Origin of the sequence: Candidatus Arthromitus sp. SFB-rat-Yit (assembly GCF_000283555.1) — a bacterium.
Classification (GTDB): Bacteria; Bacillota; Clostridia; order Clostridiales; family Clostridiaceae; genus Dwaynesavagella.
The window spans coordinates 194,336-207,387 of sequence record NC_016012.1 but is presented as its reverse complement, the minus strand read 5'-3'; the positions used below and the strand labels follow the sequence as shown (position 1 = coordinate 207,387).

General features: G+C 26.1%; 13 protein-coding genes. 2 read left to right on the top strand and 11 right to left on the bottom strand.

Going from position 1 to position 13,052, the window contains the following annotated elements:
* Positions 1 to 66: 66 nt before the first annotated feature.
* From RATSFB_RS00910 to RATSFB_RS00880, 7 genes are all read right to left on the bottom strand, one after another.
* Positions 67 to 1,329, bottom strand: coding sequence for an AAA family ATPase (locus RATSFB_RS00910; RefSeq protein ID WP_044035468.1), 1,263 nt, complete (start codon positions 1,327 to 1,329; stop codon positions 67 to 69).
* A gap of 80 nt (positions 1,330 to 1,409) precedes the next feature.
* Positions 1,410 to 2,114 (bottom strand): TraX family protein, encoded by a 705-nt coding sequence (locus RATSFB_RS00905; RefSeq protein WP_014094188.1) that lies wholly within the window; start codon positions 2,112 to 2,114, stop codon positions 1,410 to 1,412.
* A 75-nt stretch (positions 2,115 to 2,189) separates the two neighbouring features.
* Positions 2,190 to 2,912: an SDR family NAD(P)-dependent oxidoreductase gene (locus RATSFB_RS00900; RefSeq protein ID WP_014094187.1), complete on the bottom strand. Its 723-nt coding sequence runs from the start codon at positions 2,910 to 2,912 to the stop codon at positions 2,190 to 2,192.
* On the bottom strand, positions 2,912 to 3,745 hold the full coding sequence (gene dapF, locus RATSFB_RS00895; RefSeq protein WP_014094186.1) for a diaminopimelate epimerase: 834 nt from the start codon (positions 3,743 to 3,745) through the stop codon (positions 2,912 to 2,914). Before dapF ends, RATSFB_RS00900 begins: the two co-directional genes overlap by 1 nt.
* 65 nt (positions 3,746 to 3,810) lie before the next feature.
* The gene (locus tag RATSFB_RS00890; protein WP_044035466.1) at positions 3,811 to 4,425 is read right to left on the bottom strand and encodes a hypothetical protein; all 615 of its coding nucleotides are present in this window, start codon (positions 4,423 to 4,425) and stop codon (positions 3,811 to 3,813) included.
* Positions 4,426 to 4,430: 5 nt separating this feature from the next.
* The gene (locus RATSFB_RS00885) at positions 4,431 to 5,492 is read right to left on the bottom strand and encodes an alanine racemase (RefSeq protein ID WP_014094184.1); all 1,062 of its coding nucleotides are present in this window, start codon (positions 5,490 to 5,492) and stop codon (positions 4,431 to 4,433) included.
* 65 nt (positions 5,493 to 5,557) lie between these two features.
* On the bottom strand, positions 5,558 to 6,253 hold the full coding sequence (locus RATSFB_RS00880) for a uracil-DNA glycosylase (protein WP_014094183.1): 696 nt from the start codon (positions 6,251 to 6,253) through the stop codon (positions 5,558 to 5,560).
* Between the two features lie 85 nt (positions 6,254 to 6,338).
* On the opposite strand from RATSFB_RS00880, the gene RATSFB_RS00875 reads away from it, so the two are divergent.
* Both RATSFB_RS00875 and RATSFB_RS00870 read left to right on the top strand, forming a co-directional pair.
* On the top strand, positions 6,339 to 8,243 hold the full coding sequence (locus tag RATSFB_RS00875) for an NAD(+) synthase (RefSeq protein ID WP_014094182.1): 1,905 nt from the start codon (positions 6,339 to 6,341) through the stop codon (positions 8,241 to 8,243).
* A gap of 184 nt (positions 8,244 to 8,427) precedes the next feature.
* Positions 8,428 to 9,102, top strand: coding sequence for a hypothetical protein (locus RATSFB_RS00870; protein WP_014094181.1), 675 nt, complete (start codon positions 8,428 to 8,430; stop codon positions 9,100 to 9,102).
* Positions 9,103 to 9,311: 209 nt separating this feature from the next.
* Here RATSFB_RS00870 and RATSFB_RS00865 read toward each other — a convergent pair whose 3' ends face one another.
* From RATSFB_RS00865 to RATSFB_RS00850, 4 genes are all read right to left on the bottom strand, one after another.
* A complete protein-coding gene (locus tag RATSFB_RS00865) occupies positions 9,312 to 9,596 on the bottom strand; it encodes an ArsR/SmtB family transcription factor (RefSeq protein WP_014094180.1) in 285 nt (94 codons plus the stop codon).
* A 204-nt stretch (positions 9,597 to 9,800) separates the two neighbouring features.
* Positions 9,801 to 11,138 carry an MATE family efflux transporter gene (locus RATSFB_RS00860; RefSeq protein WP_014094179.1) on the bottom strand — a complete coding sequence of 446 codons (1,338 nt, stop codon included), beginning with the start codon at positions 11,136 to 11,138 and terminating at the stop codon, positions 9,801 to 9,803.
* A gap of 12 nt (positions 11,139 to 11,150) precedes the next feature.
* Positions 11,151 to 11,825, bottom strand: a complete 675-nt coding sequence (locus RATSFB_RS00855) for an N-acetylmuramoyl-L-alanine amidase family protein (protein ID WP_014094178.1) — start codon at positions 11,823 to 11,825, stop codon at positions 11,151 to 11,153.
* 93 nt (positions 11,826 to 11,918) lie between these two features.
* The gene (locus RATSFB_RS00850) at positions 11,919 to 13,049 is read right to left on the bottom strand and encodes a mannitol-1-phosphate 5-dehydrogenase (RefSeq protein ID WP_014094177.1); all 1,131 of its coding nucleotides are present in this window, start codon (positions 13,047 to 13,049) and stop codon (positions 11,919 to 11,921) included.
* Between the last annotated feature and the right edge of the window lie 3 nt (positions 13,050 to 13,052).

Below are 13,052 nucleotides of genomic sequence, written 5' to 3'. Positions count from 1 at the left end.
ATTTTTTCTATTATTTAATATTTAATATTAAAAGTTAAAAAAATAAGGCTATCTAAAAAGATAGCCTTATCTTCCATTATTATCAAACATCTCAAACTTAAGTTGTAAATTCTCTTTTGATATGTCTTCAAGAACCTCTTCTCTCATATCTATCCTGAATCCATTATAATCCACATTAATTTTATTTACAAAAACTCTATTGTCCTCTCCATAGTTAAACTCATATATACTTACATCATTTGAATTTAAAACATCATTTATTATATATCCAAATCCCTCAATCTTATTTCTATTTAAATTATTGAGCAATATAAAATTACATATTTGATCTAATATAACATGACTATTAGTTGACATGAATATCTTTGTACCTGCATTTATTATTCTAACAATAGCACTTACAATACTCCTCTGTAACCTTAGATCAATATGACTTTCAATTTCCTCTATAAAAAATGAAGTGATCCTATCTTTTGATTTTAAAAATAACACAATAGATGCAATTTCTCTTATGGAGTCAGATGCCATACTAATTGGTATTTCTATTCCGTTTAAACTACACTTATATGAATCATTGGTAAAAACACCTTTAACTATATCTCTCTCTATAAAGTTACATATACTTGAGTATACACCATCTTCTACACACTCAAGATTCTCAACACGATTTATAAAATCATCCGTACTTAGATTTTGATACTTTATGGTTTTAAATATACTAGGATAACATAAAAAAGTACTTCTTCCTGAAGGTATAAAAATAGAATTAGATGAATTCGTATCGCTAAATCCATCCTCAATTACTTTGTTACATATAAGCTTTAGTATATAATCTTCATCTTCAAAAAAATTAGAAGGTATTCTTACATAATCCCCTTCAATTATAATCTCATCACAAAAATCGTCAACAGATATATAAACCTTTGGAAAGATTCTATAATCAGATAAAAAAATATTAGAGTCTTCAAATCTCTTATAATTATTTTCAATACTTACATTAAATATCTTATTGAAAAACTCTTCCTTATTTTTTACCAAAGATACATTAAAAAAATCACAAAAAATATTTCCTATTTCTCTATCTATACATCCTTCTCTATTTTCCTTTAAATCTCTTATGTAATCCATACACACAGAATATTCTTTTGAATTCGTGTCACCATTTTTTATTATATCTTTAGATAACGCACCCACACCATACAATATATTCATAACAGTACTTTTACCACTGTTATTATCACCAGTAAAAATAGTAAAAGGTGCTATATCTATCTGTAAATCATCTAAATTGTCTATATTTTGCATATTAATTCTATACCTATGCTTCATGATCAAACAAAACCTTTCCCAAATATATTTACTCTCTTAATCGTTATATAAATTGTATCATATAAGATGTTTTATTTAAATTAAAAATACTCTAAATAAGGATTAATTGTATTTCCAATTATCAAAATAATTATTAAATGAACAGGGTATGCTATGTAGAAAAAATACTTGAAAAAATTATTTCTAAGACCTGGTTTGCCGTTATATAACATAATAGGTATAATTGCAAATACCATCATCCATTGATAATTTATTAAAAAAATGTATTTGATAAAATTAGGTATGCCTATTAAAAATGGTATATCAATTAACGAGAGTACAATGTAGGAAAGTATCATCCAAAATTTCTTATCTCTAAAGAAATAAAATATAAGCATCATACCAATTCCCAAATAAGTCGCTTCCGTATATAAAGATATACATATTATAAGAATTATGCCAATACATGAAATCAATATTTTCCATATATTCCCTTTATTATTTTTAATAAACTCAATTAAATTTAACATACAAACTCCCAATGCCATAGATAAAAATATGTTCATTGGTTGCTTAAACATAAAATTTATAACAAACATGACTATAAACGCAAAACTAAACAAACGTATGGTAAATTTCTTTCTATTTCTTGTATGAAAAAAACTCTCAACTAAAAGATAAAAATATATGGGTGCAACAATACGCCCTAAATATGTAAATATTATCGGTGTGTCTTTTATGTAATAAAAAATATGATCAAGAACCATTAAAACAAATGCTATCGATTTTAACGCAAATGCACTCATTAAAAATCCTCCTAATAATAAAGTATTAAAATGTTAAAATTATTTTAACATTTTAATATACAAAATAAAACACCCCTATAAAATCCATCCTCCATCTATATTTATAATTTCTCCACTTAAGTTTGAATAATCGCTCGAAAAAAACTTAACTCCATCAACTATATGATAAACTTCACCAAGTAATCTAAGAGGAATTTCATCTATAATAACTTTAATATCTTCTTCTGATAAATTCTTGTTCATTTTTGTTTTAATAAACCCAGGTGATATACCTATAACCTTTATATCTCTTGATTTCATCTCTTGTGATAATGATTTTGTAAATAAATTAATGCCGCCTTTTGATGATGAATATGCAATCTCGCAAGATGCTCCAACTCTACCCCAAATTGATGATATATTTATTACTCTCCCGTTCTCAATCATAAAATCTTTTAAAATATGTTTTGTTAAAATTATAGTATTAGTCAAATTCACATTCATTATAGATATAATTTTATGATCATTTTGAAATATTAGTGGATTTATATCACAAACCCCTATGTTATTAACAAGTATATCTATCTTGAATATACCTCTATCCTTAAGATTATTTATAAATTTATATATACTCTCTAAATTTTCCAAATCTAAATAAAATAATTCTATACCACTATTAACCCTATTCTCTTCATAAGTTTTATTATATGTTGATATTACCTTTGCATTATTCTTAAGATACATATCGCATATACTATACCCTATATCACTGAAATACCCCGTAACTAAAACAGTTTTCCCACAAAAATCAAACTCCATTATAAATTCATCCTAAGAACACCGTCATAAACTCTAGAAACTTCCCCTGTCATAAACACTTCTCCATCATCATCAATCTGAACTCTGATATCTCCTCCATCACACTTAACTAAAATATCTGAATCCACTAAAGATAATTTATAACAAACACTTGCAGCAGCACAACTACTTGAGCCAGACGCTAGTGTATACCCCGCACCTCTTTCATGTATTTTTATTTTAATAGTATTTCTATCAATTACTTCCACAAATTGAACATTAGTTCTATTTATAAACATTTCATGGTTTTCAATATATTTCCCATATTTATGTATGCTTTCATCATCTAGCTTATCAAATATACAAACTGTATGTGGATTACCAATACTTAAAGAAGTTATATTAAATTTTCTATCGATCACATGTATATACTCCTCTATAACTTCTCTTTCATCCCCATTAACTCCAATATCTCTTGAATTGAAAGATACTTTACCCATAGATACTTTTATAACGCTCCCATCATTATTTAAATATTTAATTAAAACCTCTCCCCCTTTTGTTTGAAGTTTAAAACTTTCATCTTTTATATATCCCTCATCTTTTAAATATTTTGAAAATATTCTTATCCCGTTTCCACTTTTCTCAGCTTCGCTGCCGTCAGGATTAAATATTTTCAAAAATATCTTATCTTCCTTAAAAATTGGACCATACAATATTCCATCAGATCCACATCCAAAATTTCTATGACAAATTTTAACTATATTTTCTGAATTCATCGTAATATCAAAATTTTTTGGATCAATGACTATGTAATCATTTCCTAGAGCTTCATATTTAAAAAACTTCCTCATAACATTACCTCCTTTAAAAAATTATAACAAAAAAACGCCATTATAAAAGTCCTAATGGCGATTTATCAATATTCCAAAGCTTCCTTTTCAAGAGCATACTCAATTAAATTAAAATTTTCTATATACCAGACATTATTTTTCAAAATCATATTAAACACATATTTATCCGTACGCTTACCAGCTTCTGTATAAAAATATGTAACACTACCACTTTTTAAATCATCATTCAACACAAATCTTCCAGCTTCCATATCCTGTGGAAATACATAATTTTTAGGTATAGTAAAAGAATTATTTTTACTAGCGTCCAAAAATCTATTTATATCTTTTGAATTACCAGAATTAACAGCATTTATAAAATATTCAACCAACTTAATATTCTTATCAGATATATCTTTCTCTAACGTAAGTTTACTCACTTCATTCTTAGCTTGATTAAGTTCATCATTCAAACGATTATAATAACTGTTCTTCTCATAATTCTCAACACTTATCTTTTGAAGTTTTTCTTCAAGTATAGAATATTGCTTTTGTATGCTCATATAATCATCAAAATAAACTAAAAATATAGATAACGAAATCACTATTGTAAATACTAAAGATAAAATTAAAAATATAACTACTCCCATCAATTTATTGGTTTCTCGATCCCTTTTATTATTAAACAAATATGTAGACAAAACATTCACTCCTTATTTATATATTTTTTATGTATAGAACTATCTCCAAGTATAGGAGATATGCACACTCTTAGATAATCACCCACCTCAAGTCCCTCTCCATCAACAAGCGTTAAATTCATATTGCTCGTTCCAAGCATTTTGACCTTCTTATCCCCCTTATATATTTCGCATGGCTTAATAAAATATCTATATATAAATCTCAAAAAATCATATATAAAATTTTTTCTAAAATCTCTATAAAATCCTATATGATGTATATTACCAATCCCAAGTATACAAATATTTGTATCTTTTTTTAATTTAACCTTATTCCCATATCCAATAAATTCTCCTTTTTTAACCATATAAGATGATATAACTTTTGAGTAATAATCAAAGCTCTTAGATATTCCTAAACATGCACCATCATATCCATATAACAAATTCCCAACCCTTACTCCATCGCAAAAATTTGCTCTATTCCTAATATTTTTATTTATAAATCCCTTTGAATTTAAAGCATGTATCAAATATTTACCTTTATACTTAGATACAACATTCTCAAACATTTCTATTTGTTTTAATGTATAATTTTCATCTTTTGTATTATGCAAATGAGTATATATCCCTGTTATATTTATATTATTATAATTATTTTCTATGTATTTTATAAATTCATGTAATTCTTCAATTTTTATACCTTTTCTATTCATTCCAGTACACACATATACATGAGCATTTATATTAATATATTCAGGTATAAAATTTAAAATTTCCTTATTATCTATAGTTATAGTAAATTTCTCTATAAGCGGGTGTTTGAAATATTCCTCTTTGATAATTGGAGTTAATATTAAAATTTCATTTTCAATCCCCATATTATAAAGTATTATACCTTCACAAAGATCTGAAACACCAAATAAATCTACTTTTGCCTTAATAAAATCACATATTTTATGTATACCAAGTCCATATGCATCCCCTTTAACAACTGCTATGAGTTTTTTATTCCCCAAAATATTTCTAATTATACCAATATTTTTATCTATGTTAGATAAATTAACTTCTAAATATAAATCTTCCACTTAAAATCATATCTCCCAATATTTTTTTATATTATTTCATCAAGAGTGTTTTTATAATCCCATACTTAATTTATTTTCCATTCAATCTCACCGAGTGAATGTTCTTTCAAATAACTATTAGTTCTTGAAAATGGCTTAGATTTAAAAAATCCCCTATGAGCTGAAAGTCCACTCGGATGAGATGACTTTATTATTAAATGTTTCTTATGATTTATTAAAATTTCCTTTTTTATTGCAAAATTACCCCATAATATAAAAACTAAATTACTCCTAAATTCAGATAATTTTTTTATAATATTATTTGTAAATATATCCCACCCAATATCCTTATGAGAATTAGGAAATCCCTCACGCACAGTTAATATAGAATTTATAAGAAGTACTCCCTCTTCACACCATGAACTTAAATTCCCATGACATGGAGCATTTATTCCCAAATCATCTTTAAGTTCCTTAAAAATATTTCTTAAAGAACTCGGTATTTTTAAATCTTTATCACAAATAGAGAAAGATAATCCATGTGCTTCGTTTTTCTTATAATAAGGATCTTGTCCAATTATAACGCACTTTATATCATTAATATCCCTATATTTAAAAGCATTAAACACATCAAGCTTTTTAGGGAAAATAGTATTATTTTTATATTCATCTTTTAAATCATTCATCAATCTTTTAAAATATTCATGATGACTTTCTTTTATTATAATTTCTCTAAACGTATCTTTAACACTAAAAATATCAAATTCTTCTAATAAATCCAAATAAATCCCTCCAATCTAAATAAAATTTATCACCATATAGTTTTAGTATAAAAACTATATATTTTAATTTCAAGGAGTGAATTAAATGAATTTTATACGAGTTAGTACATCAAGTATAAATACAAAGGTATGTGATATTTCTCACAATGTATCGAATATCAAAAAGTGCATAAATGAAGCATTACGTGACAAATCAAAACTCATCTTATTTCCAGAACTCTCAGTAACATCATACTCCTGTTTTGATATGTTCTTAAAAAGAACTACCCTTGAAAAAAGTTATGAAGGTATCAAAGAAATTTTAAATTTTTCTCAAGATAAAGATATTTTAATTATCGTTGGGTGTATTTTTGAGCATAATAACTCTCTTTTTAACTCAGCATTTATAATTCATAAAGGAATACTTCTAGGTATCGTTCCAAAAACATATCTCCCAAATTACCAAGAATTTTATGAAAAAAGATATTTTACAGAAGGATTTATAAAATGTACCGAAGTTTCATTCATGGGAGATAAAACATACTTTGGAACAGATATTTTGTTTTGTTACAAAGATATCAAAATAGGAATAGAAATTTGTGAAGATCTTTGGGCACCAATACCAAAAAGCTCCTACCTATCAATAAATGGAGCAAACATAATATGTAATTTATCTGCATCAAACGAAACAAATTTCAAACACGAATACAGAAAAAACCTCATTAAATATCATAGTTCAAAAATAAACGCAGCATACTTATACGCAAACTCAAGTCCATCTGAATCAACAACAGATCTCGTTTTCTCATCTTACAATGCTATATACGAAAATGGTGATCTTATTAAAGAAAGTGATAGATTCTTATTTGAAAATACTGTATGCTCAGGGATAATCGATATAGAATATTTAAATACATCTCGTGTTAATAACATAACATTTAGAGATTCATTTAAATACCATAACCAAGATATTAAAATAATCAATATACCATTTGATGATATTTCATATGGAAAATTTGATAGGAAAATAAACTTAAATCCCTTTATATACGAAAATCAAGAAAAAAACAAGGAATTGTTTGAGGAAATATTTATTATGCAGAAATGCTCTCTTGAGAAAAGACTATCCCATGTAAATAGTTCTAAAATTATTCTTGGTATAAGTGGGGGTTTGGACTCAACACTTGCACTCATTTCATCATATAATGCCTTTAATCTTATGCACATAGATACTAAAAATATAATTGCTGTAACAATGCCTGGATTTGGAACATCAAATAAAACCAAAAATAATGCAATAAGCCTATGCAAAGAATTAAATGTAACACTTAAATCTATAGATATAACAAATTCAGTTAGACAGCATTTTAAGGATATCAATCATGATGAAAATATTTTTGATGTTACATATGAAAATTCTCAAGCAAGGGAACGCACACAAATACTTATGGATTTATCAAATAAAGAAGGAGCAATACTTTTAGGTACAGGTGATTTATCTGAAATAGCTCTAGGATTTTCTACTTATAACGGAGATCATATGAGTATGTATAACATAAACTCCTCCATTCCAAAAACATTAATAAAACATTTACTTAAACACTATTATGAAAATTATAACGTATCTGAAAGTACCAAAAACATACTTATAGATATAATAAATACTCCGATATCTCCAGAGCTTCTTCCTACAGATAAATACGATAAAATTATTCAAAAAACAGAAAATATCATAGGACCATATGAGTTACACGACTTTTTCCTATATCAATTTTTAAAAAACAATGCATCGTTTAAAAAAATAGAGTTTCTAGCTTTACACGCATTTAAATCCACATATCCTTATGATGTAATAAAAAATTCCCTTAATATTTTCATAAAAAGATTTTTCCAAAATCAATTTAAACGCTCAGCTATGCCTGATGGTCCAAAAATAACTGAAATATCACTCTCTCCAAGAGGAGATTTTAAAATGAGTTCAGACTCTTCATACAATTCATTTATAGATTAAAGAGAAAGTCATTAGACTTTCTCTTTAATTTTAATGATTCTAACATCTTTTAAAAAAATATTTAATATTTTCTTATATTTAATTAACACAAATATATAAAAATGAATACTATATTTTATAAAAACAATTCAAAACTTTCACATGAGAGTTTGATAAAAATTTTTATATACACGGAGGATTTAAAATGTATAATTGTTGCAATCAAAATACAATTTCAGGTTCTGTTAATGTAAATGTAACTCCAGGAACTGCACAAAATAGTTGTAATATTAGGGTTAATGTTCCAATATGTCAATACAAAAAATTAATCATAAAAGGAGAAGTTTTAAACTCATCCACTGGATCATCTATACCTTATGCATCACTTCAACTATTCGAGAAAAGTAGTTGCAGTTGTGAATACAAACGCATAGCTTGCACAACTTCAAATTGCAGAGGAATGTATGAATTTAACCTATTTTTAAACAGGACTTCTGGTTGTAAAAAATATAAAATAGTTGCAACTACACCATATCAAACACTAATGGAAGCTACAACTTATGTTCCAGATTTATATAATCAATCAACAAATTCATGCTGCTATAATCAAAACCATTCAGATTCTTACGATTGTACTAATACTCAATGTAGTAGTTGTGAATATACAGTTGAGTATCCTTGTAACAACTTTACACCATTTAATCAAAATACTGAATATAATCCTCAAAATAATAATAGATGTTGTAATAATATTCAAGAACTTCAAGATGGTTATCCAAATCAAAGTTATGGATATATACAAAATGTTTGTAATACTAACCCACAAAATGAACCTTGCCAAAATGGTCAATGTTTTAAATCAAATTTCTGGAATGACTAAAAAAATAGGAGACCCCTCAAAAGGTCTCCATTATTTATTTTATTCATAATCACTCATACTTAAATTTATTATAAAAAATAAGGCATGTATATTTTAAAAAATAATCTACATGCCTTAAATATTATTAACTATAAATAAACTTCCAAAACTTCTATATATCATAAATATTTTACCTCTATCTATAATCTGTAACTTAACAATAATGAATATTAATATCCATAATTTTCTTTTAATACCTGTATTAATTTACCCAAATTTTGATCATTTATCGAGTATGTAATCGCAAGTCCTGATTTGTTAGAAATCAATATTTTATGCGCCTTAAGCGTTGATAAATGCTGAGATAATGCTGATTGGGTTACATGATTTAGTTTACTATGAAGTTCACTTACTGTCATTGGTCTTTCTAAAAGATAACACACTATATTAAGTCTATTTTCATTAGACAAGACTCTTAAAATTTCTGCTACTTCTTTAATATTCGCGATAATCATAAAGCTATTATTCCTCTTTCATTTTCCTAAATTTTGTAACTTATCATATTAATAATATAATATAAGATATATGTTTGTAAATGAATATATATTCATAATAACAGTTTATAACTTTAATTTAATAGTTTATACAATATTTTTCCACAATTAGTTAATAATATTAAAATTTTTTAAAAATTTAGTATAATAAAAAAGGGCTCATATCTATTGAATGAGCTCCTTTTTATTTTGAATTTTACTCTTTTTTAGAATTAATAAACATACCAAACACCCTAAAAATTCTGAAAATGGATATACAAACCAAACTCCATTAATTTTAAACATTGGGATTAGAATCAAAAATCCAAGTATTATAAAAAATACTCCAGAACATAACGAAATCAATATAGATTTCTGTGACTCATGTATAGATTGAAAAAAGTAAATAGTTACAATATTAAATGCCATAAATATACATCCTATAAAATAAATCTTCATTCCTTGAGTTGTTATCGATAATAATTCAAAATCATTATTTATAAATAATGATGAGATATTTTCAGAAAATATAAGTGAAATTAAAAAAGATACTATTCCTATAAAAACAGAGGTCACAAATCCATACCTAAACACCTTTTTAGCCCTTTCAATCAATCCATGTCCATAATTCATACTAACTATAGGTTGTGTACTTTGCGCTATCCCAGAGAATATACAGATTATAACATATGACACATTTAATATTATTCCATATGCTGCAACATATATATTACCACCTAGCCTTACAAGAATGTTATTAAATATAAATATACTAACTCCTCTACTTATTTCAAGAAGAAAAGTTCCAAATCCATTATTTAAAATTTTACCTAATAATTTATGATCAAACCTCAATATACAAAATTTTAAAGTGTTGTTCTTTTTTAAAAAATGAGTGCTTAATATAAGTATATTTACAATTGGAGAAATTACAGTTGCTATTACAGCTCCCCTAATTCCCATATTAAACTCGAAAATAAATATATAATCTAAAATTACATTTGTAATATTCGCAACAATCGTTGCAACCATAACAAGTTTTGGTGCGCCATCATTTCTTATAAAACATCCAATTACCCCTGATATTAAAAATGCCCAAGTAAATCCTACAAGTATTCCAAAATAATCCCTAAATAAATGTATTATATCCTGTGTTGCTCCCAAAAACATACCTATTGGATCAATAAATAAAATCCCAAGAATCGATATTAAAATTCCAATACACGTTGTAAACAAGACTGAAATACTAAATATCTTATTACAGTTTTTCCCTCCACTTGCTTTATCTAAAGAAAATATATTCGCACCACCTATACCTATACATAGGTATAATGATGTAAATAATGTAAAAATGGGTACTGTTACATTAAGAGCTGTAAGTCCATCTCTACCTACACCTATACCAACAAACATAGTATCAACAAATATATAAAGAGAAACCGCTAAAGAAGAAAGAATACCAGGTATTAAATAGCTAATAAATATTTTCTTTAAATCACTATTTAAAAAGTCCATCTTTTTCATAACATAACCTCATTATAAAATTTTATTAAAATAAGTAGAAATCCCTGATAATATACACTCAATCACAGTATTTTGTCCACTTTTTGAAACTAAATATTCTTCATCACTTTTATTAGTTATAAATCCAAGCTCAAGTAATATTCCTACATGTTTTGTTCTATCTAAAATCGCAAGTTTCCTATCCTTTGTTGTTTTTACCCCTCTATCAGTCGTATACTCTACAGATGACAATTCATCTTGTATAGATTCTCCAAGTAAATAACTTTTATCATCTGACTCTCTTGTGTATGTTTCAATTCCTTTAGCACTTTTATAATCACTTCCATTTAAGTGTATAGACAAAAATATATCTGGCTTTAAACTATTTATCATTTTAATTCTTACGTTCAAATCATCACGTTCATTTTTACCTAAAGAAACGTCCTTATCTCTTGTATAATAAACAATAAATCCATCCTCATTAAGTTTTTCACCAAGATTTAATGCAATACTTAGAGTTATATCCTTCTCTTTTGTCTTACTATATCCTATAGATCCAGTATCAAATCCTCCATGTCCTGCATCTATAACTACTACTTTCTTAAGTGAAACTCCTTCTAGCTCTTTAGTGCTCAGAGAGTATTTAAATAGAGATGTTACGCCCAAAATTAGAGAAATAAATACTACTACTAAAATTAACTTTTTCATATATTCCTCACCTAAAATTACAATAACAAAATAATAATACTATAAACATATTATTAAGGCAAAAAAAATGGAGTTATTAATTAACTCCATTTTTTAATTATTATAATAATTTACAATCTTATCTATTATATTTTTATCTTCAATTCCACAAATGTAAACTATAGCATCTCTTATTCCTTTTTCTTCTATAATAGATTTCATTTTTAAACTATTTTCATCTTTATCTGTTATGAATTTAAGAGCATATGAAGCCCCGAAACACAATGAGTCTACTTCTTTCCCATAACTACTTGATGTTAATATAGGTTTTATAAATCTATCATCCCTTGATAATTTTCTCATAGGTTCTCTTCCAACCCTAATCACAGAATCAATCAAATACGGGTTCTTAAACCTATTAATTATTTTATCTATATATTTCATATGATCTTCTCTATCAAAAGAGTGTTTTAATATAAGACCCTCTCCACTCTCAATCATAGCATTATAAACATTTTTATAAATATAAGGGTCATTTATACTATCAAATATTGTTTCATATCCCTTATTAAATCCTAAATAAGCTATCATTGAATGAGCTGTGTTTAATGTAAATAATTTTCGTTCTATATATGAATGTAAATTACATACTTTATTCATTCCATTTATATTTAAATTTCCTACTATCTTATCATTTTCAACATTCCACTCGAAAAATTCCTCAACACTTACATCTATAGAATCTCCATCACATGGAGGAACAATTCTATCAACAGAACAATTTGGAAAACCAATAAAATCTTTTATTTGATTTATATGAGTTTCAGTGAGGTATTTAAAAACTTCATTCTTTAAAACATCTGTTGCATTCACAGAATTTTCACATGCAATTATATTAAGATGTGATTTATTTCCATTTTCAATCCTTTTAACTATACCTTTTGATATAAGTTCAGCTATTTTAGGTAAAATTAATACTCCAACTGCTGTTGTTATTATATCTGCCTTTGAAATCTCATCTATAAGATTTTCATCATAAGAATACATACCTCGTATATTCTTAACAAATTCTTCACTTTTTACATTGTCTGTAACCTTAACCCTATAACTCTCTTCTCTATTTATCTTATCTATTACATTTTTGTTTACATCAACAAACAAAACGCTGTAAGAAGATTTACTCAAAAGATACCCAATAAATCCTCTACCTATGTTTCCTGCACCAAACTGCACTGCTCTTTTCATAAC